Origin of the sequence: Pseudomonas sp. UBA1879 (assembly GCF_002338065.1) — a bacterium.
Taxonomy (GTDB): Bacteria; Pseudomonadota; Gammaproteobacteria; order Pseudomonadales; family Pseudomonadaceae; genus Aquipseudomonas.
Genome location: NZ_DDHJ01000010.1, coordinates 248,580 through 273,566 on the forward strand (window position 1 = coordinate 248,580; position 24,987 = coordinate 273,566).

A 24,987-nucleotide genomic window follows, 5' to 3' on the forward strand; every position below is an offset into this window, starting at 1 on the left:
ACCACCGTGTGTGCATGACCAGGAGCGCCTCCCTACGGGGCGCTCTTGTGGCCGATCTATAACAACAAAATGAGGGCTTTCATGTGGATCATTCCAACACCGCAAGCGCGGCCATTCCGGCTGCGGGGGCTGCAACCGCCGTGCGCAGCAAAGTGCGTTTCGGCATCCTCGCGATGCTGTTCATCGTCACCGCGATCAACGTCGGCGACCGCGCCACGCTGTCCATCACAGGCTCTGCGCTGACCGAAGTGCTGGGCATCAACTCCGTCACCCTTGGCTACATGTTCTCGGCGTTCGCCTGGGCCTATGTGCTCGGGCAGTTGCCGGGCGGCTGGCTGCTCGACAAATTCGGCTCGGTGCGGGTCTACGGGCTGTCGCTGTTTCTCTGGTCCACGATTACCGTGGCGCAGGGCATGATCGGCTTCTTCTCGGTGCCGGTCGCGATTGGCACGCTGTTCGTGTTGCGCTTCCTGCTGGGGCTGATCGAGGCACCGGTCTATCCCGCCAACAGCCGCATTGTCGCGGCGTGGTTTCCGTTGCAGGAACGTGGACTGGCGACGGTGATCTTCAACTCGTCGATGTACATGTCGGTGGTGTTGCTCGCACCCGCCATGGGTTTCATCGCTCACCGTTATGGCTGGGAGCACGTGTACTGGTTCATGGGCGGGCTGGGGATAGTGGTCAGCCTGATCTGGTTCAAGTTCGTGAAAACCCCGACCGAACACCCCTCAGTCAACCACGCCGAGCTTGAGCATCTGCGTGAAGGCGGCGCTCAGGTGGACATGGACAAACCGAAAGAGAAGGGCGCCTTCGTGCCGCGTTTTTCGGACCTGAAAGTGCTGCTGAAAAGCCCGATGATGTGGTCGATCTACCTCGGCAAATACTGCGACACCTCGCTGCAGTATTTCTTCCTGACGTGGTTCCCGGTGTACCTGGTGAAAGGGCGCGGGCTGAACATCATGGAAGCGGGTGCGATTGCGGCGATCCCCGGCATCTGCGGCCTGCTCGGCGCGTTGTGCGGCGGGGCGGTGTGCGATTACCTGATCCGCAAGGGCTTCTCGCTGTCGGTGGCGCGCAAGATTCCGCTGGTGTGCGGCATGACCATGGGCGCGACGCTGGTGTTCTGCAACTTTACCGAATCGATGTGGGTCGTGACGATCCTGATGTCGCTGGCGATCTTCGGCAAAGGTGTAGTGGCCGTGGACTGGACCCTGGTGTCCGACACCTCGCCCAAGGAAATCACCGGGATGGCGGGCGGCTTGTTCAACATGTTCGGCAACCTGTCGGGCATCTTTACCCCGATCGTGATCGGCTACATCGTGCAGTCCACCGGGTCGTTCTCCGGAGCGATGTACGTGGTGGCAGCGCATGCGCTGGTGGGTGCGCTTGCGTTCTTGAGCATGGGGCGTTTGCAGCGGTTGGAATTACGGCGGCGTTAAACAATGCAGTGTGCCAGCGGTGGGTAGGTTAACCGGTCTACCGCGATCGCTGCCGTCGTAACCTCCCGCGTCTCCCGCAGGATTTGGGTCGTTCGGGCGTTGATCGTGCGTCTCGATCGTTGTAGCGGTGGGTCATGGGTTCTGTGCACACCACCGTACCTGCGGGAGACGCCGGAGTTTACGACGGCAGCGAAGAGGCCATGTCAGGCGCCTGATTTCTTCCGAATTCACCACACGCTACTGAGCCCCACGCCACTGTTTGGGACTCACCCCAAACCAGCGCTTGAACGCACGCGAAAAGGCGCTGGTTTCGGAATAGCCCAACAGCGAGGCGAGTTGAGTGACGCTGAGGGTTTGCTGTTTGAGGTGGGCGAGGGCGGTGTCCTGACGGATCTGGTCCACCAGTTGCGTGAAGCTCAAACCGTGCTCGCGCAGCTTGCGTTGCAGCGCCCATTCCGACAGACCAAGGCTGTGGGCGATCTCGTCAAGGGCCGGTTCACCGAGGTGCAACGTGGCGAGGACGGTCTGGCGGGCGTGTTCCAGCACAGTGGTTTCACGGCCGTTGTCCCCCAACTGGCGGATCGCGTCCTTGATCAGCATCAGCAGAATCGGGTCGCTGCCCGGCATCACTTTGCCGATCAACTCCGCCTTGGGGATCAGCAGCGAATTGCAGCGCTGGCCGAATTGCACATCGGCGTGAAACACCTCCCGGTGTTCTTGCCAGTCCTGTGGCCTGGCATGTTCGAACGTCACTTGGCGCGGCGCCCATTGCGGACCGAGGACGTGCCGTACCAGATTTAGCGCCATGCCCATGGTCAATTCGGCGTCCTGGCGACGTTCGTGAATCGCGCCGTGACGTACCTGATAGTCGAAACGGTAACACTCGCCCTGGTCTACCAGCTCGATCAGGGTGCTGTGCTGGTGAAAGGGAAAGGCCTCGGCAAAGTTGATCAGCGCGGCCTCCAGCGTCGGCGAACACAGGCCGATGTAGCCCAGCAACCCCAGCGCCTGAGGCTGAAACTGCTGGCCATAGCGCAGGCCGAAATTGTCGCAACCGGTCTGCCGCGCCGCTTCTTCCAGCACCTTGCAGTAGTTGGTGAGAGGCAGGCTGAGGGTCGGGTGCAGCAGTTGTTCGGGATCGATCCCGGCCCGGCCGAACACCCGATCCAGATCGCCGCCGTGCTGCACGATGAACCCGTCCAGACCGTTCGCCGCAGCCGACAACACCCCACGATGGCTGGCGGGGGAGGTGTTCGGTGCGCCGTGCGGGATCGGGAGCTGAAGCATGGGCGTGAGCAGCCTTGAAAGTCTGTATGAATTTCATTCAAGCAAATGTCATACCTTGTTACGTGATACGCCGCCATTTGTAGGAGCGTGGCTTGTCCCGCGATCGGCGACGAAGTCGTCGTAAACCCGGCTGATAGCGCGCATTTGAAACACCGCATGCACAGGTTTTGCGACGGGTTCTCCGCCGATCGCGGGACAAGCCACGCTCCTACAGGTGCTCTGCGGGAGCGCCTTGCTTGCTACCCATCGACCCACCTCACTGGGTACTGAGGTGCCACCCAATCTTTGTCAAACATGACCCGAGATAAAGCAAAGCGGGCTCACGGCGCGCCAGCATGGCGCACCCTGCGCAAATACCCGAAAAACTTGACCACACACGACAACCGGCGCATTCCACGGTCAAGCCTTGGCCGTAAACCTGTGACTATGCTCGACGTCAGGCAAATTCCGTCGATTGACTACCGGGGTGCACGCACATGACCGCTACACAACTCAAACCGACATTGGGGACCCTGCACCTGTGGGGGCTGGCCGTGGGCCTGGTGATTTCCGGCGAATATTTTGGCTGGAGCTACGGCTGGGGCACCGCAGGCACCTTGGGCTTTCTGGTCACCACGCTGATGGTCGCGGTGATGTACACCTGCTTCATTTTCAGTTTCACCGAACTGACCACCGCGATCCCCAACGCGGGTGGGCCGTTTGCCTATAGCCTGCGGGCGTTCGGGGTAACCGGCGGGATGATCGCGGGCCTCGCGACGCTGATCGAATTCGTTTTCGCGCCCCCGGCCATCGCCATGGCCATCGGCGCGTACCTCAATGTGCAATACCCGTCGCTGGACCCCAAAGTGGCCGCCATCGGCGCGTACATCGTGTTCATGACCCTCAACATCCTCGGCGTCAGCATCGCCGCCACCTTCGAGCTGGTGGTCACTGTGCTGGCCGTGGCCGAACTGCTGGTGTTCATGGGCGTCGTGGCCCCGGGCTTCAGCTTCAGCAATTTCGTGCTCGGCGGCTGGGCCGGTTCCGACACCTTCAGCCTGCCCGCGATCAGCGGGATCTTCGCGGCCATCCCGTTCGCAATCTGGTTCTTCCTCGCCATCGAAGGCGCTGCCATGGCCGCCGAAGAGGCCAAAGACCCGAAACGTACCATCCCGCGTGCCTATGTGGCAGGCATCTTGACGCTGGTGGTGCTGGCGATCGGCGTGATGATCTTCGCTGGCGGCGTGGGCGACTGGCGCGCACTGTCGAACATCAACGACCCGCTGCCGCAAGCGATGAAAGCCGTGGTCGGTGGCAATTCCAACTGGATGCACATGCTGGTGTGGATTGGCCTGTTCGGTCTGGTGGCGAGTTTCCACGGCATCATTCTGGGCTACTCCCGTCAGTTCTTCGCCTTGGCCCGCGCGGGTTTCCTGCCCGCGAGCCTCGCCAAATTGTCGCGCTTCCAGACGCCGCACCGTGCCATTCTGGCGGGCGGCGTGATCGGCATTCTGGCGATCCTCAGTGACGGCCTGGTCAATCTGCAAGGCATGACCCTGACCGCCGCGATGATCACCATGTCGGTGTTTGGCGCTATTGTGATGTACATCGTCAGCATGCTCAGCCTGTTCAAGTTGCGCCGCAGCGAGCCGAACCTCGAACGCAGCTTCCGGGCACCGGGCTACCCCATCGTGCCGGGCATCGCGTTGGTGTTGGCGGTGGTCTGTCTGATCGCGATGGTGTGGTTCAACCTGGTGATTTGCGGCATTTTCATCGGTCTGATGGCCGTGGGTGCGCTGTTCTGCAAAGTGGTACGAGGTCGCGGGGCGGTGGTTGCCGTCCCAGGCTGATGGATTCTGAATCGAAAGAGGACGCGGGTGATGAGCTTTTCCCACAGCATCGGTGGCATGGTCTGGCGTTTCGACAGCCTGCGGGAGCTCATGGCCAAGGCCAGCCCCGCACGCTCCGGCGACTTCCTCGCCGAAGTCGCCGCCACCAGCGACGCCGAACGGGCGGCGGCCCAAATGACCTTGGCCGAGGTGCCGCTCAAGCGCTTCCTCAACGAGGCACTGATCCCTTACGAGGAGGACGAAGTCACCCGCTTGATCGTCGACACCCATGACCTGGCGGCCTTCTCGCCGGTCAGCCACCTGACGGTCGGCGGCTTTCGCGACTGGCTGCTGGGGGACGACGCCACCGAAGCGAGCCTCAAGGCGCTGGCGCCGGGGCTGACACCGGAAATGGCGGCGGCCGTGTCGAAGATCATGCGCGTGCAGGATTTGGTGCTGGTGTCGCAGAAAATCCGCGTCATCACCCGCTTTCGCAACACTGTGGGCCTGCGCGGGCGAATGTCCACGCGCTTGCAGCCCAACCACCCGACGGACGACCCGGCTGGCATCGCCGCCAGCGTCCTCGACGGCCTGCTGTATGGCAACGGCGATGCCATGATCGGCATCAATCCGGCCACCGACAGCATCAGCGCCATCAGCGAATTGCTGAAAATGCTCGACGGCGTGATCCGCCACTACGACATTCCTACCCAATCCTGCGTACTCACTCACGTGACGTCCTCTGTGGCTGCCATTGAAAAGGGCGTGCCGCTGGACCTGGTGTTTCAGTCCATCGCGGGCACCGAAGCGGCCAATAGCGGCTTCGGCATCAGCCTGGAAATCCTGCGCGAAGGTTACGAAGCGGGGCTGAGTCTGAAACGCGGGACGCTGGGCAACAACCTGATGTATTTCGAGACCGGGCAGGGCAGCGCGCTGTCGGCCAACGCGCACCACGGCGTCGATCAGCAAACCTGCGAAGCCCGCGCCTACGCCGTGGCCCGGCATTTCAACCCGTTTCTGGTCAACACCGTGGTCGGCTTCATCGGCCCGGAATACCTGTACAACGGCAAGCAAATTATTCGCGCCGGACTTGAAGATCACTTCTGCGGCAAGTTGCTCGGCGTGCCGATGGGCTGCGACATTTGCTACACCAACCACGCCGAAGCCGATCAGGACGACATGGACGTGCTGCTGACGCTGCTCGGGGTCGCCGGGATCAACTTCATCATGGGCATTCCCGGCTCCGACGATGTGATGCTCAACTACCAGACCACCTCGTTTCATGATGCGCTGTATGCCCGCAAGACCCTTGGCTTGCGCCCGGCGCCGGAGTTCGAGGAATGGTTGACGCGCATGGACATTCTGCGTCAGGACGACAACAGCGTGCGCTTGGGGCAGGGCGTGCCGCCGCTGTTTCGCAAGGCGCTGGCGCAGTTGCAGTGAGGACGTTCGGCCATGAGTGACGACCACAACAAGACACCGGCCCAGGCCGACGCCTGGCAGCAGTTACGCGCGCTGACTTCGGCGCGAATTGCCTTGGGTCACGCCGGGACCAGCCTGCCGACTGCCGCGCAACTGGACTTCCAATTCGCCCACGCCCAGGCCCGTGACGCCGTGCATCTGCCGTTCGATCACCAGGCGCTGAGCGAGCAATTGAACGGTCGCCAGCGGGAAACCTTGACCGTGCACAGTTCGGCGCAGGATCGGAACATTTACCTACAGCGCCCGGACTTGGGGCGACGCCTGTCGACGGATTCAGTGACGCAATTGCGTGGTTATGCCGAGGCGCATACGGACGGGTTCGACCTGGCGTTGGTGGTGGCCGATGGTCTGTCCTCGCTGGCCGTGCAACGTCACAGCCCGGCGATGCTCGAACGCATCGACGAACTCGCCGCAGCGGAGGGCTGGAGTCTCGCGCCGGTGGTGCTGGTGGAACAGGGGCGCGTCGCCGTGGCCGATGAAGTCGCCGAACTGCTCAAGGCGCGCATGGTGGTGATCCTCATCGGCGAACGCCCCGGCCTCAGCTCACCCGACAGCCTGGGCCTGTACCTCACCTACGCGCCCCGCGTCGGCCTGAACGACGCCGCGCGCAACTGCATCTCCAACGTGCGCCTGGAGGGCATGAGCTACGCAATGGCCGCGCACAAATTGCTCTACCTCATGCGCGAAGCCTGGCGCCGACAATTGTCCGGAGTGAAATTGAAAGACGACGCGCAAGTGCCGGTGCTGGAAGGAAATGAAGTCGGACGGCCGGGGAATTTTTTGATCGGCAACTAACGTGAGCCACCAGGTTCCTCCGTAGCCCCCCAGGTCATGGGTCTGCCACGGAGCTGTCTCACGGAGCTGTCCGTAGGAGCGAATTCATTCGTGATGGGCCGGTACAGTCGACACATCTCCATCACCCGAACCCTCTTCGCTGGAATGCTGCCCAGAATGAATTCGCTACTACAGGCGATGCCGGGCGGACACATGATGCTAATCCACCGCCATTCATTGTAGGAGCCGGCTTGTCAGTCACCCAATGCGGTGCGGACCTGCCGCATTCGCCAGCAAGCCGGCTCCTACAGAGGGATTGGGACACTCACGATCACCGCTGCAACACCCAAATGCGCGACAGCAACTCATCCCGGTCCACATAACACCCCTGAAAATGCCGCGCCCCTCTCTTGGGGTCGAAGGCGTCGCGGGCGTGGAGGGTGCGGCGGTTGTCGAAGCACCACAGCTGTCCAGCCTCCAATCGCTGACGAAACTGAAACCGCGCCTCGCGGGTCATCTCGATGAAGCGCCGGTAGGCCCGGTAATACGGCTGCATCCGCGCAGGCTCGATGTCGAACGGCCCGCGCAGAAAGTTCGCCATGCGCACCTCCGCCACCTCACCCCGAGCGTCCAGCGCGATGACCGGCGCCAGACAGCGGTAATCGCTGCGGCGGTCCTTGTTGCGAAACTCTACCGGCACCTCACACAGCAATCGATACGCCTCCTGGTCTTCCATCCGCAAGGTCTCGGCCACCGCGAAGCCGTCGACGAAACGGCTGTCGCCTCCTTGGGCGTCGTTCACCAGGCAATGCAAAAACTGCAAACCCGGCTGCAATTCCCGCGTCGGCAAATCGGTGTGCAGCGGCAGGTTGAAGGCGGTGTAGGCGTTGCTGTCCGCATCGGCTTTGGATTGCACGTTGAACAACGCCCCGAAGTTGCTTTCGCGAATGAACGAAATCCGCCGCGCCAACGGGCTCAACGAGCCCGGCTCGGTGGGCACGCCGCGCACCTGAGTCAGCCCGACATCTCGCACCGCCAGCAGCCAGCCGAGCAGGGCATTGTCGTCTTCCATCACCGCCGCGTAGTCGAACACCGGCAACTCCAGCCCTGCGACCCAGCGCTGTTGGCGCGGGCGTTTCGCTTCCCGTTCCGCGCGGGAATCATTGTCGTAGGCGTGGGCGCGCAGCCAGCCGGGGTCGAAGCGGCTTTCATGGCCGTCCTGCCACCGCACGCGCAGGGCGCCGAGCTCATCGATGTCGGCAGCGCGTACCTCAAGGTCGAGCGGCACGTCGGCGATCTCGAACACCTGCTCGCGGGTGACGCTGTACACGCACGCCTCGCAGGGACAGTTATCCCGCAGCCACAGCGCATGAAAGGGGCTGCGACGCTGGTCGGCCCACAGCACTTCAACCAGCTCGGGTGTGAGGGTGACACTGAGCAGGGGGCTGATCAGCGGGTAGGTGCGGTAGTCGGCGATGGCGTTCATGGACGAGGCTCCTTAGGCACAATGGAGTTAGGCACGATGGGTCGAAGCTCAGGGCGTGGTGGGGTGTTCCGAGGCGGGGCGGGTGGGTGCGAGAATGACCCGAACGGCGTATACGGTGCCGATCAGAATCAGCACCATACCGAAAGCTTCGGCCATGCTCGGCAAGCGACCGTGGAACGCGAGGCCGAGGAGGCTGGCGAACAGTGATTCCAGCGCGATGAGCTGCCCGGAGAGCACCATGGGCAGGCGTCGCGAGGCGAGGTTCCAGGCGCCGGCGCCGATTACCGACGACAGCAGCGCAATCGTTGCGGCCCAGCCGTACAGGTGCAGGGCGTCAGGTGTGGCCGTACCCGATACTGGGAGACGCAGCAGATCCGCCGCCCACGCCAGGGGAGTCAGCACCACGGCGGCGAGCCCTGCACCGATCATCATCAGGCAGGTCCAGGCCGTCGTTGCGCGGGCGTCCAAATGTTCCATCGCCGCCTGATTCACCACGCTGAACGACAGCCACAGCAGCACCGCACCGATGGAGAACGCCAGACCGATTCCAGGGTGCGCCGGGCCGCTGGCGGCTTCGTTCAGGAGGTTCAGGTTGATCGCCACCAGCCCCAGGCACAGCACCGTCACCGGCACGGCCAACTGGCCCCAGCGCAGCGAGCGGTGTGTCGCGTTGCCGAGCAAGGCCTGCAACACCGGCACCGCACCGATGAAGGCGGCGATCAGCAACGGCCCGCCGTAGATCACTCCGCCGGCAATGCAACTGCTGTAGCCCAGATACCCCACCACACCGAGGCCCATGCCGGTCAGCCATTGCCGAGGGCGCAGGCCCCGCAGCTGAGCGCGGTAGAACGGCAGCACGCAAAAGCCGATCAGCCCGGCCATCATGAAACGCACGAGCATGAAGTCCTGAATGCTGTAGCCCTGCAACACGTACGGCGAGATGAAATTGCTCGCCCAGCACAGCGTTGCCAGCACGGCGAAGGCGACGCCTTGGAGGAGGGTGGAGCGCAACGGATTCATGGTAGTAGTTCCCAGTCTGGGTGAACTGTAGGAGCGTGGCTTGTCCCGCGATCGGCGGGGAACCCGTCGCAAAACCGGCGCATCCATTGTTCCAGATACGCCGCATGAGCCGGTTTTACGACGACTGCGGTCGGACGTGATCCCGGCGCGATCGCGGGACAAGCCACGCTCCTACAGGGGCGGGTGCGAATGCGGCCATCTTGCCGATCCGCCCCGCTGTGCTACAAATGATGTCTTCGTCACGATGTATTACCTGAAATCATGAATAAGCTCGGCAAGTCCCTCCCGCCATTGGCCAGTCTGTTGCCCTTCGAGGCGGCCGCTCGGCTGTTGAGTTTTTCCCGCGCCGCCGAGGAGCTTAACCTCACTCAGGCGGCGGTCAGTCGGCAGATTCGGGCGCTGGAAGATGACCTCGGCATCGCCCTGTTTCAGCGCCGCAACCGGGCCGTGTTTCTGACCGATGCGGGACGCGAGCTCAACCTCACGTTGGGTAATGCATTGCGCGACGTCGCCAGCACCTCGGACCGACTGCGCGGGGTGGCGGGGAAGAATGAAGTGGTGTTGCTGTGTCAGCCCTGCGAGGCGTTTCACTGGCTGATGCCGAGGCTGTCGAATTTCCATCAGCAGTACCCGGAAATCGAACTGAAGATGGTCACCTGGGCCAATCCGCTGACCGACTTTCAGGGCTATTTCGACGTGGCGATGCAGAGCAGCAACCGCGACCACGGCCTGCACCCGTTGCTGTTCACGGCCGCTGATGAAGTCTTTCCCGTGTGCAGCCCCGCCTACGCGAACGGGCGAACGTTGCCGATCGCCCTCGACGGTCTGCACGGCCACACGCTGCTGCACCACGACGCGCAGCCGGTCTATCAACTGGAATGGGACACCTGGCTGGCGAGGTTCGGCGTTGACGTGCCGCGACAGGCGAGGGGGCTGGCGTTCGACAGCTACTCGCTGATGCTTCACGCGGCGGTCGAGGGGCACGGCTTGGCAATGGGCTGGCGGCGCACGTCACAGCGCATGCTCGACAGCGGCGTTTTGATCGCGCCGTTCAGCCAGAGCGTGCATCTGGATAATGCGCTGTCGGTCTACCGCCGCCACGGTCAGGCCCGTCGTGAGGAGGCGGGTCTGTTGGTGGCCTGGCTGAAGGCTGAATTGGGGTAGGGAGGGTCAGGCCCCGGCGAGCATCAGGTCGAGGTTCTGCACGGCCGCCCCCGCCGCGCCTTTGCCCAAATTATCGAAGACCGCCGCCAGCATCACGTGCCCGGCGTTTTCGAAGACCATCAGCCGTAATTTATCGGTGCCATTCAGCGCCCGTGGGTCCAGGCCCGACAGCGCTTTCGCCTCGTCCAGGCCCATCACCTCGACGAACCCGCTGCCCGCATAATGCGCCGCCAGGCATGCGTGCAGCGTCGCGCCATCCGCACCTGGTGCCAACAAACGCACTTGCAGGGCGATGGTCAGCACGATGCCCTGACGAAACGAGCCGTACGCCGGAATGAACACGGGCCGCTCGGACAACCCGCTGTACTGCTGAATCTCCGGCACGTGTTTGTGCGCCAGGCCCAACCCGTAAATCTGGAACGGCGTGGCGTGGGCGGCGTCCGGCCCTTCGAACTCATCGACCCCGGCGCGGCCTTTGCCGGAATAACCCGACACCGCGTTGATCGTGATCGGGTAGTCGCGTGGCACCAAACCGGCGTCCAGCAGCGGCCGCAACAGGCCCACCGCGCCGGTGGGGTAGCACCCCGGATTACTTACCCGCTTCGCTGTGGCGATGGCGGCCTGTTGCTGCGCGCCGATCTGCACGAAACCGTACACCCACTCCGGGTCGGTCCGGTGCGCGGAGCTGGCATCGATCACCCGGACATGAGGGTTCTTTATGCTGGCAGCCGCGGCCCGAGCGGCGTCGTCGGGCAGGCACAGAATGGCGATGTCACAGGCATTGATTGCTGCCATGCGGCTTTGCGGATGCTTGCGCTGCTCGGCAGGCAAAGTGACGAGGGTCAGGTCAGTGCGTCCCTGCAGCCGCTGGTGAATCTGCAAGCCGGTGGTGCCTTGGTCGCCGTCGATGAAAACCACAGGAAGGGTCATGTCGGTGTCTCGCTGAATGCCGTTGATGGCAATCATCTTCCGGCAGGGCGTAGGATAGGAAAAGTTGAATTTAATGATCCTGATCGTCAGCTTTTCTGAAGGAAACACACGCCATGCGCGAAATCAGCCTCGACCGTTTGCGCACGCTGGTGGCGATTGCCGACCACGGCTCGTTTGCCGAAGCGGCGCGGGTGTTGAACCTGGCCCCGCCGACGGTCAGCCTGCACATCGCCGATCTGGAAGCGCGAGTAGGCGGCACGTTGCTCTCGCGCACCCGAGGCAAGGTGCAGCCGTCGGCCATCGGTGAAACCCTGATCGAGCGCGCCCGGCGCCTGCTGGCCGATGCCGAACAGGCGCTCGAAGACGTGGAGCGTCAGTTGTCGGGACTGGCGGGCCGCGTACGGCTGGGGGCGTCCACAGGGGTGATCGCGCAGTTGATCCCTCAGGCGCTGGAAACCCTTGGCCTCCATCACGGGGGCATCGACGTGCAAGTCGCCGTGCTGACGTCGCAGCAGACCCTGCACAAACTCGCCGATGGCAGCCTCGACATCGGCGTGATCGCCTTGCCGCAACCGCCGGTCAAGGGGCTGAGCATCACGCCATGGCGGCGGGACCCGGTCATGGCGTTTTTGCCCGCGCGTTGGGACAGTCCCGAGGTGATCACGCCGTCGTGGCTGGCCGGGCAGGCGCTGATTCTCAACGACCCCTCGACCCGGTTGTCGCGTCAGGTGGGAGAGTGGTTCGCCAATGAAGGACCGCAGCCGACGCCGCGCATCCAGCTCAATTACAACGACGCGATCAAGAGCCTGGTGGCCGCAGGTTACGGCGCGACGTTGCTGCCCCACGAAGCGTCCACGCCGTTGCCGGACAGTCGCGTCGTCATGCGCCCGTTGCAACCGCCGTTGTCTCGGGAATTAGGCATCGCGCACCGGACTGGAGAGGTCGAGCGTTCGACCGGACATGTGCTGGAGGTGTTGTGGGGGTTGCAGGCGTGGTAGCGGTGCAGGGCGGTGCTGCGGAAGGGATTGTCGGCGGCGATGCCTGAACAGGCCATCGCCATCGACATGTGCTGTCACGCGTGAAGACGTGGGTCAGCGGGTATTAACGTGGGTGGCATTCGCCGTCATTCCACGCGGCCTTGTCCAGCGGGGTCAGCCCTGGAATCACGAACGCGCTGCAGGCGAACTTGCGGCCGCGAGCGGTGGTGGCGTCATAAGTCAGCTTTTGTCCGCCGAGGGCGTTTTGCTTCTCGTACTGAACGTTGGTGACCGTGATTTCATCCGAGGAGGCCAAGCCCAAGGTTTTGGCCGTGGCGGTTTGCATTTCGGTCATGTTGACCTGCGCAGAACCACACGCCGACAACAGCACACTCATCCCCGCGATCATCACGGCGCGCAATTTCCATGTAGTCATTTTCACTCTCCATCCCAAATAAAGTTCAGGCACGGGCGCGCCTGAAATATCTACCGTGTTGTTCTTGATTTTGTTGAAACCGACAGGATTCAGCGCTCCGGCAGCTGTCGAGGCAGAGACGATAGGGGCATTGACAGGGCGTCGCAATATTGAAGGGATCCAATAAGTGTGACGCCGTTCTCATTTTTGAAATACCTACTAGCACGTTGCCAGTCGCTGTGATCGTCCAGATCGCCACTGCTGGACCTCTGCTGACAGGCCGAATCGTGAGGCAGCAAAGCGTCTGAAACGCTGCTTTAATGAGCGCTCATTGCTGCGCCGTCGCGCCGGTGGGTTCAGGTTCGGTGGCTATTCGCCCATTGCTGAGGAAGTGCACAGATGACCCGTCTCACTGCCAAGGATTTCGCCCCCGAGTTGCTGGAGCTGTATGACTTCTACGTCCACGGCAAAATCAATCGCCGTGAGTTTCTCGACCGCGCGGCGGTCTTCACGCTGGGCGGTCTGACCGCCACGTCCATCCTGGCTTCGCTGAGCCCCAATTACGCGCTCGCCGAGCAGGTGGCGTTCACCGATCCCGACATCATGGCCGAGTACATCACGTACCCGTCGCCCAGGGGCAATGGCCAGGTGCGGGCGTATCTGGTGCGACCGGCGAAGGCGTCGGCCAAGGTGCCGGCGGTGTTGGTGGTGCATGAAAACCGGGGCTTGAACCCGTATATCGAGGACGTGGCGCGGCGGGTGGCCAAGGCGGGTTTCGTGGCGCTGGCACCGGACGGGTTGTCGTCGGTGGGCGGCTATCCCGGCAACGATGACATGGGTCGGGACCTGCAGTCGAAGGTCGATCCGGAAAAGCTGATGAATGATTTCTTCGCGGGGATCGAGTGGTTGATGGGGCATCACGCGACAACGGGCAAGGTGGGGATCACCGGGTTCTGTTACGGCGGCGGGGTGGCGAACGCGGCGGCGGTGGCGTATCCGGAGTTGTCGGCGGCGGTGCCGTTTTACGGGCGGCAGCCGAAGGCGGAGGATGTAAGTCGGATCAAGGCGCCGCTGTTGTTGCATTACGCGGAGTTGGACAAGCCGATCACCGACGGCTGGCCGGCGTATGAGCAGGCCTTGAAGGCGGCAGGGAAGACGTATGAGGCGCACATTTACAAGGGTGCGAATCATGGCTTTCACAATGATTCGACGCCTCGGTATGACGATGCGGCGGCGAAGCTGGCGTGGGATCGGACGGTGGCGTGGTTTAACAAGTATTTGGTGTAACGGGATTGGAATTGGTATCGGGATTGGGTGACTATCCGTTCGCGGTGGTGTTGCTGAAATCGGTTCCGCTCTTACAGCGGGTCACTTTTGTAAGAGCGACAAAAGTAACCAAAAACGCCTGCTCCTGGTTTGGCCCTGACTGCGTCAGGGTTCCCTCTCCGGCGACGCTCCGTGGGCCCGCGCCGAACGGACATCCATGTCCTTGCGGCGCTCTCGCGGCATCCCTGCCTCTCGACCTACTCCGCGTCGCCTGCGTTCGGCCTGCACCCAAGTCGCAATTTGCCGCGTCTGAACCATCGCGTACGAAAAGCAACGGCATCTGGCTGGAGCTAACGCTCTTCGCGGATTAGGCGGCCACGCTATTCCTGCTATGTCGCCAATCCCAGTGGGAGCGAATTCATTCGCAAATGGCCGGTTCAGAAGCACATCTTCGTCGCCTGAGCCGTTTTTCGTCCGGATGCTGCCCACCATCAATCCGCTCTCACAGATAGGGCTGCTGTGTGGTCTGCAACTGCGGATGTTCTGATTGATCTGTTCTTCAAACTTCCGCTCATTACAAAACAACACTTCCACTGCTGTTGCATATATTATGCGTACGTTGTCGCCAAGTGCTTCAGAAGCGATGTATACAATGTGGTCCGTCACTTCTATGGCGTCAATGATTTGAAAGTTACCGGAGCCGGTCGTCTGACTTTGGATCCCTCTTCGGGAATCACTGCTACATTGGACTGTAACTAACGGGGGTGCGGGACGCGTCGCCCACGACCCTGTTAATGCCCACTAAGTTCAACGCTATACAGTTGAGTGTGGACTGGCGCACACTCTTCACCGCTCTGAAGTCCCCGCCGTACGGGTGATGGCGTAATGCCAAACCTTTCATTGACCCGCCTTTTCGACAAAAGTTTAATCACTTTCTAAGTTGCTAAAAGTGTTATAAAAGCTTTTGCAAAGTGTTTTTTATCTGCTAATAATCTGTCCCTGTTTCGGGCACTCAGGATTGCGTCAACGTCACAATGAAGTGAACATCGAATTAACCCTCCGATTATTGCCGTCCGACCATTACTAGAACTTTCGAGCGACTTGAGCACTTTCGCTGCAAGTACGCTGCCGTGCGGCGCATGCAAATGCGCGGGAGGAATACGAATGGCTCGAGCTCACCCCAAACTTAAAGTGTTGTCTATTTTCGGCACACGCCCGGAGGCCATCAAGATGGCTCCGCTGGTCAAGGCACTGGCTGCCGAACCCGGCATCGATTCAAAGATCTGCATCACGGGGCAGCATCAAAGCATGCTGCAGCAGGTGCTGGACATGTTCGACCTCAAGGCCGATTACACCCTCGATGTGATGACGCCAGGGCAGACGTTGAACACCCTGACGGCTGCGCTTTATGCGGCCATTGAACCGGTGCTCGACGCAGCCCAGCCCGACAAGGTGCTGGTGCACGGCGACACGACCTCGGCGATGGTCGCTGCAATGTCGGCGTTCCACCGGCGCATTCCGGTGGCGCATATCGAGGCCGGCCTGCGCACCGGTGACATTCATCAGCCGTGGCCGGAAGAAATGAACCGCCGCAGCATCGACCTGATTTCCGACCACCTGTTCACGCCTACGGCTCAATCCCGGCGCAATGTGCTGGGCGAGCGCTTGCAGGGCACGTCTTTCGTCACCGGCAACACGGTGATCGATGCCTTGAAGATGACCGCCGAACGTATCGACAGCAATCGCCAGTTGCGCGTGGCCCTCGACCGTCAATTCAACTTTTTCGATCCCAAGCGCAAGCTGCTGCTGGTGACCGGGCATCGCCGGGAGAACTTCGGCGACGGGTTCCTCGACATTTGCAAGGCACTGCGCACGCTGGCAGGACGCAACGACATCCAGATCGTCTACCCGGTGCACCTGAACCCTAACGTGCTGGGGCCGGTGACCGAGCATTTGGGCGATTTGCCGAATGTGCACTTGATCAAACCGCTGGATTACCTGTCCTTCGTGCGCCTGATGCAACTGGCCCATGTGGTGCTGACCGACTCCGGGGGCGTGCAGGAAGAAGCGCCGTCCCTCGGCAAGCCGGTGCTGGTGATGCGCGATGTCACCGAGCGCCCGGAAGCCGTGGCCGCTGGCACGGTGCGTCTGGTCGGTACCGATCCCGACACCATCGTGCGCGGCGTGTGTGCCCTGTACGACGATGAAGCGCTCTGGCGCAGGGCCTCGCAATCGGCCAATCCCTACGGCGACGGCAAGGCCTGTGCCCGTATCGTCGATGCGTTGATGGGGCGGCCGGTGGACGAATTTGTGGTGGAGACGCCCGTATGGCGATCCGAGCCTGCCGAGGTGCAACGCCCTATGCCCCAACTGCGCTCGGTGTCCAGCTTGCATTAGCGAGGGCGTTGTGCGCCCGCCAAACGCATCTCCTGGCGTCCGGCGGTCGGCGTGGAAACCCTCTAGAGAACCCCCTGTGTCGCGAGATCCGCGAAGACGCCGTGGCTGATGCTGTCAGCCGCGCCCTTCGTGCGTCGGTCTCCCACAGTTCATCCGATTTTTACCGAGATCTGCCTGAATGAAGTCTTCCGTTACCGTTCACTCGGGGGCGCTCAGTGCCCTTGCTTGCGGCATGAGTCTGTTGGCCGTTGCGCCTGCCTTCGCGGCCGAAAGCCCGTTGAGTCAGGCCATCAGTCGCATGGCCGCCGACACCCGTCAGCAGCGGGTCATCGACCTGAAAGACCTGGGCATCGATCGCCCGATCATCCTCAACGCCAGCGACGCCCGTCGCGAGCTGTACCTGCCGGTGCCGGCAGATGTGCCGTTGACCGACGCCACGCTGCATTTCGATGCCAGCTATCTGAATGGTGAGTCCGGACGTAACACCTTGCTGTTGTCGCTGGACGGCTACCCGGTGCGGGCATTGGGATTGAACGAAGGCGAAGGCGACGCCAGCGCTACCCTCGGGGTCGACAAAGCGCCCCGCGAGAGCGGCTCGGTGCGTCTGGGCGTGGCATGGTCGTCGATTATTTCCCGTGTGCAGTGCGAAGACGAACGCGCCATCGGCAACGTGCTGCGCATCGATCCCCACAGCCGCCTGAGCTACAGCTTCGACGCCAGCCAGTTGCAAGACGTCGGCGCGGCGTGGAATGCATTGCCGGGCAAACCGGGGATTCTGGTCGCGCCGGGGGCCTTGTCCAGCGCCAGCTATGACGCTGCCTGGCGCCTCGGCGTGGCCCTGGAACGCATCGGCAAGCAGGCGCGCATCGTGTCGTTCCCGTCGGTCAAGGACAGCATCGACCTTGGCAGCCTGAGCATTCCTGCCGAACTCAAGCAGATTCCGGCGTTCGCCAGCCTTGATGGCAAGGGCCTGCATACCCTCGACGATCCGGCGCAGATCGGTGCGCTGCTGATGCTCGGTCAGACCCCCGCGTTCAGCGCCGACCTGGCGGTGAATGACCCGCAATTGCTCAAGGCCGTCAGCGAGTCCCTCGACGCGTTGCAGGCGCAGATTCAGGGCCTTGATGCGTCAGCGGGCAGCGCGTTCACCCAGTGGCGCGACCGCCATGTCAACGGCGTGTTGGCGTCGGGCACTGACAACGTGCGGCTGGCCATGCTGGGTGCCCACCCGCTGCTGCTGATCAACCAGGACGCGGCCACCAACGCCATCGCCCTGTTCAGCGCCGCCTGGAACAAACTCGCGCGCACCCGGCAACTGACCGTGGGCGAAGAGGCGAACATGCCGCTGAGCGAAGACGGTCGTGTGGCCCTGACCCGACTGGGTGGCAAGCCCGGCAGCGTCGACGTGCTGGCCAAGACCGACTGGAGCGCGAGCTTTCCGCTGGGCAGCGTGGCCTACGATGGACGCGTGCCGGTCAGCGCAGCGGTGGATGTGTCCGCCGCTCCCGGCGCGTCCGGCACGCCGCCAATTGCCAGCCTGTTTCTCAACGATTACCTGATCGGCGCCAGACAGCTTGACGCTGACGGCCAGAAGGAGCGCATCGAAGCGCGTATCCCGCGTTACGCCTTGGCGTCGCAGAACGTTTTGCGCGTCTCGTTCCAGCGTCAGCCGGTGAGCGACCTGTGCCGTGAAACCCCGCAAGCGTTCCCGGTCGCGGTTCTCCCCAGCAGCCACATCACCCTCGACAACGTCGCGCTGGACAGCGACTTCTCGGGCATGGCGGCGCGTTTTGCGGCCGGTGCTCAAGTCGTGGTCCCGCAAAGCTACCTCGACCGGCCTGCGAGCAGCCTGCCGCAGGTGATCCGCATCGCCAGTGCCAGTGGCGTGTCGCCGCTGCGTGCCCACTTCAGCGTCAGCAGCGACGCCAAGGCCGCGTTGTCGCCGGACGCCGCCTTTCTCGCGTTCGAAGTACCGGTCAAGGACAGCACTGAGTCAGTGCAGGTCAGCGACGACGGTCATCTGCTGATCAATCAGAAAGCGCAAACCCTGCTGGACCTGAAAACCCTCAACCACCTCGCAGCGTTGCAAGTAGTCGATTCCGGCAATCAGCACGGCATGATCTACCGCACCCTCGGTGGACAGGCGCCGAACTTCGCCCGGCCGGTGCTGCTGGAGCGCGGCAACGTCACGGTGCTCGGCGACGAAGGCCCGCTGACCACCTTCGACGCGAAGGACCCGACCGGCAGCCAGATGATCGATGACGACGAACCGAAGGGCTTCGACGCCTGGCGCAAACCGTCGGCACTGTGGCTCATTCCTGCGGCCGTGATCGCCTTCCTCGTGTTGTTGCTGGCTGGCCGTCGCGCCCGTCGCAATCGCCAGTAACGGGAGCCGCGATGACCTCGCTTTATTGGCCCTACTGGCTGGCCCATTACTACAGCGCACTGGAGATCGCGACCATCGTGGTCGCGGGGATCATCCTGATTTCCAGTCTGGACGATCTGTTCATCGACCTGTGGTACTGGGCGCGGCGCATCTACCGCAAGTTCACAGCCGAGCGGCGCTATCGTCCGCTGACCCCTGAGCAGTTGATCGCCCGGGACGAGCAGCCGTTGGCGATCATGGTTCCGGCGTGGCTGGAATACGATGTCATCGCGCCGATGATCGAAAACATGGTGTCAACGCTGGACTACCAGAATTACGTGGTCTTCGTCGGCACCTATGTCAACGATCAGCGCACCATCGACGAAGTCGAACGCATGCGCCGCCGCTATAAACAGCTGCACCGGGTGGAAGTCCCCCATGCCGGGCCGACCTGTAAAGCGGACTGTCTGAACTGGGTGATTCAGGCGATCTTCCTCTACGAAAAGACCCACGGCGTGACCTTCGCCGGGGTCGTGCTGCACGACAGCGAAGACGTGCTGCACCCTCTGGAAATGCGCCTGTTCAACTACCTGCTGCCGCGCAAGGACATGATTCAACTGCCGGTGGTGTCGCTGGAACGCAACTGGTACGAGTGGGTCGCGGGCACTTACATGGACGAGTTTGCCGAGTGGCACGGCAAGGATCTGGTGGTGCGCGAAAGCATGACCGACAGCGTGCCTTCGGCGGGCGTCGGCACGTGCTTTTCCCGCCGCGCCCTGCAAGTGCTGGCCGACGAAAACAGCAACCAGCCGTTCAACACCGACAGCCTTACCGAAGACTACGATGTGGGTGCGCGACTGGCTCGCTACGGCATGAACGCGATCTTCGTGCGCTTTCCGGTGCAGTACCGGGTGCTGCGCAAATCATGGTTTCGCAAGCCCTACGAATCGACGCTGCAAATGCCGCTCTGCGTGCGTGAATTTTTCCCCGACACCTTCCGCACGGCGTTCCGCCAGAAGGCCCGCTGGACCCTGGGTATCGGCCTGCAAGGTTGGGAGCAAATGGGCTGGAACGGCTCGTTGGCCAACCGTTATCTGTTGTTCAGGGATCGCAAAGGCATCGTGACCTCGTTCGTCAGCATCATTGCCTACCTGATCCTCGTACAGTTGCTCGCGCTCATCGTGCTGCGTGCCAGTGGGCTGTGGAACACCAGCTTTCCCACCCCGTTCGAGAACAACGGCCTCGTCGGTGTCCTGCTGGCAGCCAACGGCGTTGCGCTGCTGTGGCGCATGGCTCACCGCTGCTACTTCACGACCATCCTCTATGGCTGGCAGCACGGTCTGTTGTCGATGCCACGCATGGTCGTCGGCAACTTCGTCAACTTCATGGCTGCAGCGCGGGCCTGGCGTCTGTTCCTGGTGGGCAAGCTGCTCAATCGCAAGCTGGTCTGGGACAAGACTATGCACGATTTTCCCTCCACCGATCTGGTGGCCCAGGCCCCACGCAAGTTGGGCAGCGTGTTGCTGTCGTGGCAGGCCATCAACGACGAAAGACTGCAAAGCGCGCTGGACGAGCAGCAGACCCGGCACATGCCGTTGGGGCGCATTTTGCTCAGCCATGGTTGGCTCGACGATGAAACCCTCGCCGAGGCCATCGCTTTTCAGAACGACTTGCCCCGCGTATTCGACGTCGCGGCGAAGGTGCACCCGGGGACGCCACTGGCGGACGAATTCTGCCTGCGCTGGCGGGTCGTGCCGCTGACGCTGGACCTCGACGGACGCCCGGAAATCGCCGTCGCCAGTCCGTTATCAGAAGAAGGCGTGCAACAGATCACCGAACAAATGGGCGCCGAGCCGGTGCAGCTGATTGCCCGTGAGAGCGAAATCGTCGCACAGCTGCGTCGTCTGGAAGTGGTGGCAGGTCAGCCGTTGCCAGCGGCCACGCCCCTGCTGGGCGACCTGCTCATCGAGCAAGGCCTGCTGGACCGCCAGACCTTCAACCGCGCCATGTTGCAGTATCGCCCCCACGTGCACGGACGTATCGGTGACTATCTGGTGGACATCGGCGTGCTGTCGCGGGACACCATCGAGCAGGCCGTGGCCCGGCAACACCGCCATTCCTCACCGGACGCGTCAACGGAGCAGCCCTCATGAGACTTTCGATTGTTCTGGGCCTGAGCGTCCTGCCTGCGTTGTGCCAGGCTGAATCCACCGCTGCCCCGCCACCGCAGATTCTGCCGCTGGCCCTGAGCGGCCCGGCCTACGAGATCGCCAATCAGGCCTATGCCGCCTACAACGCCAAGGATTACGACCTGGCGATTGCCAAGGCTCAGGAAGCCCTGCGCCAACGCAGCGACGTCGACCGCCTGCGCAAGCTGATTCAATTGGCGGAATGGGACAAGGATCGCCGCGATCACCCGGAGCGCTACCCTGGCAACAAGAAAGGCTTTCAGAACGGCGAACGTTCGTTGCGCGCCTATGCCAACGGCGATTACGACCGCGCAGCGACATTTGCTCGCAAGGCAATCGCCGAATCGCCGAAAAACCGCGATTACCGGATGATGCTGATCGAGGCGCTACAGCGTCAGCAGCGCCTGGACGAGGCTGAGGTGGCGATCGACGATGCCGTGGCAGTGCTGGGGGATTCGCCGCAGCTGACCCACCGTCGGGAAGCGCTGCATGAGCAAAAGGCCGTCAACACCGCTGCCAAGGGTTACGCTTCACTGGCTCGGGGCGACAATGATGCAGCCGTCGGCTATGCCCGCGATGTGGTGCGCCAGTACCCGCAGAACATCGCCTATCGGCGCTTGCTGGTCAGCGCGCTGATCGCGCAGGAGCAGTACGCCGCCGCCCGATCAGCCGCCACTGAAGCCCTGGCGCTCAAAGGCAACGACGCCACATTGCTGGCCCAACGCGGGCAAATGCGCCTGCGCTTGGGGGACAAAAGCGGCGCACAGCAGGACTTCAGCCAGGCGTTGGCTGTGGGCAATTTGCCGTTGCGCGAGCAGGCCTCGCTCTATGCGGCGCTCGGCCAACCGCAAGAGGCGTTGTCGCGCCTGCAGCAGGCGCGGGCCAGAGGTGAGCTGAAGCCCGGTGACGAGGTGCAGATCGCCTATTTCCTCAGTCAGGCCGGGGACGATCAAGCGGCGCTGGCGGAGTTCAAACGCGTTGACCGCACGCAGGGGCTCAGCCCCAAGGAAACCCAGGACGCTGCCTACACCGCCATGCGCGCGCCGGACGATGTGCAGGCGATTGCCTATTTCAAGCGGGTGCTGGATTACCAGCAGACCGGCGATTTGCAGATGCCGGATCAGCAAGTGTTCGACACCCGTCGCGCGGTGTCCGACTTGTCCCGCGTCTGGGGCGTGACCAACACCACGACGTACCGCGGCGCCAGCACCAGCAACGGTTTGAGCGGTGCGCCGAGCAGCAGCAACGACAGTTTGCAGAACAGCACCGAAGTGTTTTGGCGCCCGGCAGGCTATCGCGATGCGCGTTTCGTCGAGCTCTACGGCCGTGTCACCGACACGCTGTGGAACAAGGAAAGCGGCAACGACAAGGGGCTGGATGCCTTGCAAGGCGCGGTCGGGGTTCGCATCAAGCCGTTCACGGAGTACAACGTGATGGCCGCGTTCGAGCGTACCTTTCCGCTGGCGGGCAGCAACGTCAGTGGCGACTGGCTGGTGCGTCTGGGCTATGGTTCGAGCATCGGCACTGATCTGCGGGTCGACGTGCCAAGCTGGTGGACCTCGCAGTTCTACGCTGAAGGCGGGCGCTATCTGCGGGACAAACGCAACTACTTCAACAGCGAGTGGCAACTGGGGCGCAGCATCCGCCTGGACCGGGTCAGCCCGCGCCTGGTGGTCTTCCCTCACGTGGTCCTCGCAGCGGATTACGACTCGAAAATGCACAGTTCAGTCGATGCCTTGGGACGCAACAAAACGTCCTCCGACAATGCCGGGGGCGCGGGTGTCGGCGTCGGCGTGCGCTACTGGTTCCGCGAGACCAAACACAAGGCGCCGCAGTCGTACATCGACTTCTCCGTGCAGTATCGGGAGAAGATTTTCGGCGATGACCGCGCGCAAGGTGTATTCGCGCGCATGACCTATTCGTGGTGACGTTTTGCAAGGATCTGCCATGTCACGCCTGCTGAAAACCTCCCTTGCTGCGCTGTTGATCGGCGCGTTAGGCGTGGCGGTGGATGCGCTGTATGAACTGGGGCAGAGCACCCGACCCAACATCGTTGGCATCGTATGGCAGCCTGACAACGCGACGGTGGGCATTCAAGGGGACTGGCAGAAACTCGGCGTGCGCGAGTTGCTGGTGCAATGGACGGCGGTCGACGGGCAGGCCTTCGTGCCGGGTTCAGGTTTGCCTGAAGTGCCCGTGTTGCCGGACTGGGCGCGCATTGCCAAAGCGCCTTGGGCGCGGGATGTGATTGTCGGTCTGGCGGGGTTCTTCAGCGAAAACCGCTCGCGTGACAACATTGAGGAACTGGCGACGCTCTCTGAACGACTGGCGAAGGTGAAGACACCGCTGAACGTCACCGGGTGGTATTTCCCGGCGGAAGTCGACCCGAGCTGGAGCCGCGCCAAAGAGTTGCCCGCGCTGCTCGCTCGGCTGCCGAGACCGTTGTGGATCAGCGTCTACGATGGCGCCAATATCGGCCCCGATGCCACAGCCAACTGGCTCAAGACCTGGCTGCCGGACGACATTGGCGTGTTCTTCCAGGACGGCGTCGGCGTCTACGCCCGCACCGCCCCCGTGGCCAGAACCTACGCCGATGCCTTGCGCAAAAAACTCGGCAAACAGCGCGTGAAAATCATCGTCGAAGCCTTCCGCCCCCAAGTCGGCGGCGGATTTCGACCGGCGACCGTTGATGAGCTGAAACCGCAGATCGCGGCTTATCGGGGCTACCCGCTGTACCTGTTCGACGGCCCGCACTATGTGACGCCGGACGTGGTCAAGGGGTTGGCAAGGTAAGCGATTATTCCGCGAGACACACCGCGTGCACAGGTTCTGCTGCCGCTGCGGTCGGCCCCCGGGCTGATCGCGGCCGTCGTGCCTCCGGCGGCTCCTACAAGGTTCCGCAGTGTGCCGGATAACGCCGAGGTCGTCTGATCTCGCTGTTGCTTCACAGGCAGACGGTTGCACTCAATTGTGACAGCACCCAATCCCTGTAGGAGCCGCCGGAGGCACGACGGCCGCGACCTGCCGCGCAGCGGCAGTAAAGCCAGACACCCCAGGCTCTCAGACCCACCGCAACCCCATCACCGCGGATTGCGCCGCTCTTCCACTTCGGCCAACACCGCCAGATCCATCTCCCCCTGGCCATGCTCGATCGCATCCTGCAAGTTGGCCCGGACCCGTTCGGCAGTTGGCATCTCGACCGACACCTGCTTCGCGGCGGCCAGCACCAAATCCACATCCTTGAGCCCCAGCACCGCCTTGAACGCCGCCGGTTCATAGCGACGTTCCCCGATCAACCCGCCATACCCCGCATACACCGGGCCGGGAAAAATGGTGTTGGAGATCAGGTCGACGAAGTCCTTCGATTCCAATCCATGCCGGGTCACCAGCACCGCCGCTTCGCTCACCGCCTGCACCGCCGAGACAATCATGAAGTTGGCCGCCAATTTCATCGCATTCGCCGCCGAGGCTTTGTCGCCTAGAGGCCAGGTCTTGCGGCCAATGAGGTCGAAGAGCGGCTGAACCCGGGCGAGGGCCTGCTCGGGGCCTGCTGCGAGGATATTGAGTTGCGCCGCCGCCGCGACATTCGGCCGACCCAGTACCGGCGCGGCAATGTAGTCGATGCCCTGTGCCGCGTGTCGCTCGGCCAGTTCGTCGGCAAACTCCACCGAAATCGTCGCCATGTTGACGTGCACCAGCGGCCCTTTGAGCTGGTCCAGCAGCCCGGAGTCCAGCAACACCGAGCGCAACGCCTTGTCGTCGGCAAAGATACTGAACGCCACGTCCACCGCGAACGCCTGTGCCGGGTCCGAGGCCGCCTTCGCGCCTAGCTCGACCAACGGCTCAGTGGCCTTTGGCGAACGGTTCCACACCACCAATTCATGGCCGCCCTTCAACAGATTGGCCGCGATGGCCTGACCCATGTTGCCCAGTCCCAAGAAACCGATTTTCATTCGAGGTGCCTCCGTGAAAGTGATGCCCGCAGGCC

The 24,987-nt window shown here is 62.7% G+C and carries 18 protein-coding genes; 12 read left to right on the forward strand and 6 right to left on the reverse strand.

Annotated elements, in window-relative coordinates:
* Nucleotides 1–173 precede the first annotated feature (173 nt).
* Nucleotides 174–1,439: an MFS transporter gene (locus tag B3N48_RS10345; RefSeq protein WP_296183084.1), complete on the forward strand. Its 1,266-nt coding sequence runs from the start codon at nt 174–176 to the stop codon at nt 1,437–1,439.
* 237 nt (nt 1,440–1,676) lie between these two features.
* On the opposite strand, the gene qhpR is transcribed toward B3N48_RS10345, so the two are convergent.
* The gene (gene qhpR, locus B3N48_RS10350) at nt 1,677–2,726 is read right to left on the reverse strand and encodes an AraC-like transcriptional regulator QhpR (RefSeq protein WP_296182962.1); all 1,050 of its coding nucleotides are present in this window, start codon (nt 2,724–2,726) and stop codon (nt 1,677–1,679) included.
* A gap of 476 nt (nt 2,727–3,202) precedes the next feature.
* Here qhpR and eat point away from each other — a divergent pair, with 476 nt between their 5' ends.
* Genes eat through eutC form a run of 3 tightly spaced genes read left to right on the forward strand, consistent with a single transcriptional unit; the run spans nt 3,203 to nt 6,811 of the window.
* The gene (gene eat, locus B3N48_RS10355) at nt 3,203–4,555 is read left to right on the forward strand and encodes an ethanolamine permease (protein ID WP_296182963.1); all 1,353 of its coding nucleotides are present in this window, start codon (nt 3,203–3,205) and stop codon (nt 4,553–4,555) included.
* 27 nt (nt 4,556–4,582) lie between these two features.
* Complete coding sequence (locus B3N48_RS10360; protein ID WP_296182965.1) at nt 4,583–5,977, forward strand: ethanolamine ammonia-lyase subunit EutB; 1,395 nt, start codon at nt 4,583–4,585, stop codon at nt 5,975–5,977.
* Between the two features lie 12 nt (nt 5,978–5,989).
* Nucleotides 5,990–6,811: an ethanolamine ammonia-lyase subunit EutC gene (gene eutC / locus B3N48_RS10365; RefSeq protein ID WP_296182968.1), complete on the forward strand. Its 822-nt coding sequence runs from the start codon at nt 5,990–5,992 to the stop codon at nt 6,809–6,811.
* 310 nt (nt 6,812–7,121) lie between these two features.
* On the opposite strand, the gene B3N48_RS10370 is transcribed toward eutC, so the two are convergent.
* A complete protein-coding gene (locus B3N48_RS10370) occupies nt 7,122–8,276 on the reverse strand; it encodes a gamma-butyrobetaine dioxygenase (RefSeq protein ID WP_296182971.1) in 1,155 nt (384 codons plus the stop codon).
* Between the two features lie 48 nt (nt 8,277–8,324).
* Entirely contained in the window at nt 8,325–9,296 is a 972-nt protein-coding gene (locus B3N48_RS10375; protein WP_296182973.1) for a DMT family transporter, read from the reverse strand.
* A 261-nt stretch (nt 9,297–9,557) separates the two neighbouring features.
* Between B3N48_RS10375 and B3N48_RS10380 the strand changes: the two genes are divergently transcribed.
* Nucleotides 9,558–10,460: a LysR family transcriptional regulator gene (locus tag B3N48_RS10380; RefSeq protein ID WP_296182976.1), complete on the forward strand. Its 903-nt coding sequence runs from the start codon at nt 9,558–9,560 to the stop codon at nt 10,458–10,460.
* A gap of 6 nt (nt 10,461–10,466) precedes the next feature.
* Here the strand turns inward: B3N48_RS10380 and argC are convergent, their stop codons facing one another.
* The gene (gene argC, locus B3N48_RS10385; RefSeq protein ID WP_296182980.1) at nt 10,467–11,390 is read right to left on the reverse strand and encodes an N-acetyl-gamma-glutamyl-phosphate reductase; all 924 of its coding nucleotides are present in this window, start codon (nt 11,388–11,390) and stop codon (nt 10,467–10,469) included.
* Nucleotides 11,391–11,503: 113 nt separating this feature from the next.
* Between argC and B3N48_RS10390 the strand changes: the two genes are divergently transcribed.
* Nucleotides 11,504–12,388, forward strand: a complete 885-nt coding sequence (locus tag B3N48_RS10390) for a LysR family transcriptional regulator (RefSeq protein ID WP_296182982.1) — start codon at nt 11,504–11,506, stop codon at nt 12,386–12,388.
* Between the two features lie 103 nt (nt 12,389–12,491).
* Here B3N48_RS10390 and B3N48_RS10395 read toward each other — a convergent pair whose 3' ends face one another.
* Nucleotides 12,492–12,803 (reverse strand): hypothetical protein, encoded by a 312-nt coding sequence (locus B3N48_RS10395; RefSeq protein WP_296182984.1) that lies wholly within the window; start codon nt 12,801–12,803, stop codon nt 12,492–12,494.
* A gap of 378 nt (nt 12,804–13,181) precedes the next feature.
* Between B3N48_RS10395 and yghX the strand changes: the two genes are divergently transcribed.
* The 6 genes from yghX (at nt 13,182) to B3N48_RS10425 (ending at nt 23,792) form a co-directional block, all read left to right on the forward strand.
* On the forward strand, nt 13,182–14,069 hold the full coding sequence (yghX, locus tag B3N48_RS10400; protein WP_296182987.1) for a YghX family hydrolase: 888 nt from the start codon (nt 13,182–13,184) through the stop codon (nt 14,067–14,069).
* Between the two features lie 1,143 nt (nt 14,070–15,212).
* On the forward strand, nt 15,213–16,445 hold the full coding sequence (gene wecB / locus B3N48_RS10405) for a non-hydrolyzing UDP-N-acetylglucosamine 2-epimerase (protein ID WP_296182992.1): 1,233 nt from the start codon (nt 15,213–15,215) through the stop codon (nt 16,443–16,445).
* A gap of 178 nt (nt 16,446–16,623) precedes the next feature.
* Entirely contained in the window at nt 16,624–18,831 is a 2,208-nt protein-coding gene (locus tag B3N48_RS10410; RefSeq protein WP_296182994.1) for a cellulose biosynthesis cyclic di-GMP-binding regulatory protein BcsB, read from the forward strand.
* 11 nt (nt 18,832–18,842) lie between these two features.
* Nucleotides 18,843–20,963 (forward strand): glycosyl transferase family protein, encoded by a 2,121-nt coding sequence (locus B3N48_RS10415; protein WP_296182996.1) that lies wholly within the window; start codon nt 18,843–18,845, stop codon nt 20,961–20,963.
* Nucleotides 20,960–22,927, forward strand: a complete 1,968-nt coding sequence (locus B3N48_RS10420; RefSeq protein ID WP_296182999.1) for an NfrA family protein — start codon at nt 20,960–20,962, stop codon at nt 22,925–22,927. The genes B3N48_RS10415 and B3N48_RS10420 overlap by 4 nt, the downstream gene beginning before the upstream one ends.
* Before the next feature lie 19 nt (nt 22,928–22,946).
* Complete coding sequence (locus B3N48_RS10425) at nt 22,947–23,792, forward strand: DUF4434 domain-containing protein (RefSeq protein ID WP_296183002.1); 846 nt, start codon at nt 22,947–22,949, stop codon at nt 23,790–23,792.
* 287 nt (nt 23,793–24,079) lie between these two features.
* Here B3N48_RS10425 and B3N48_RS10430 read toward each other — a convergent pair whose 3' ends face one another.
* Complete coding sequence (locus tag B3N48_RS10430) at nt 24,080–24,976, reverse strand: NAD(P)-dependent oxidoreductase (RefSeq protein ID WP_296183087.1); 897 nt, start codon at nt 24,974–24,976, stop codon at nt 24,080–24,082.
* Nucleotides 24,977–24,987: the final 11 nt, after the last annotated feature.

Coding starts and splice junctions, on each gene's coding strand:
- B3N48_RS10345 (WP_296183084.1), top strand. CDS start 174: ATGCTGTTCATCGTCACCGCGATCAACGTCGGCGACCGCGCCACGCTG.
- qhpR (WP_296182962.1), bottom strand. CDS start 2,726: ATGCTTCAGCTCCCGATCCCGCACGGCGCACCGAACACCTCCCCCGCC.
- eat (WP_296182963.1), top strand. CDS start 3,203: ATGACCGCTACACAACTCAAACCGACATTGGGGACCCTGCACCTGTGG.
- eutC (WP_296182968.1), top strand. CDS start 5,990: ATGAGTGACGACCACAACAAGACACCGGCCCAGGCCGACGCCTGGCAG.
- B3N48_RS10370 (WP_296182971.1), bottom strand. CDS start 8,276: ATGAACGCCATCGCCGACTACCGCACCTACCCGCTGATCAGCCCCCTG.
- B3N48_RS10375 (WP_296182973.1), bottom strand. CDS start 9,296: ATGAATCCGTTGCGCTCCACCCTCCTCCAAGGCGTCGCCTTCGCCGTG.
- B3N48_RS10380 (WP_296182976.1), top strand. CDS start 9,558: ATGAATAAGCTCGGCAAGTCCCTCCCGCCATTGGCCAGTCTGTTGCCC.
- argC (WP_296182980.1), bottom strand. CDS start 11,390: ATGACCCTTCCTGTGGTTTTCATCGACGGCGACCAAGGCACCACCGGC.
- B3N48_RS10390 (WP_296182982.1), top strand. CDS start 11,504: ATGCGCGAAATCAGCCTCGACCGTTTGCGCACGCTGGTGGCGATTGCC.
- B3N48_RS10395 (WP_296182984.1), bottom strand. CDS start 12,803: ATGACTACATGGAAATTGCGCGCCGTGATGATCGCGGGGATGAGTGTG.
- yghX (WP_296182987.1), top strand. CDS start 13,182: ATGACCCGTCTCACTGCCAAGGATTTCGCCCCCGAGTTGCTGGAGCTG.
- wecB (WP_296182992.1), top strand. CDS start 15,213: ATGGCTCGAGCTCACCCCAAACTTAAAGTGTTGTCTATTTTCGGCACA.
- B3N48_RS10410 (WP_296182994.1), top strand. CDS start 16,624: ATGAAGTCTTCCGTTACCGTTCACTCGGGGGCGCTCAGTGCCCTTGCT.
- B3N48_RS10415 (WP_296182996.1), top strand. CDS start 18,843: ATGACCTCGCTTTATTGGCCCTACTGGCTGGCCCATTACTACAGCGCA.
- B3N48_RS10420 (WP_296182999.1), top strand. CDS start 20,960: ATGAGACTTTCGATTGTTCTGGGCCTGAGCGTCCTGCCTGCGTTGTGC.
- B3N48_RS10425 (WP_296183002.1), top strand. CDS start 22,947: ATGTCACGCCTGCTGAAAACCTCCCTTGCTGCGCTGTTGATCGGCGCG.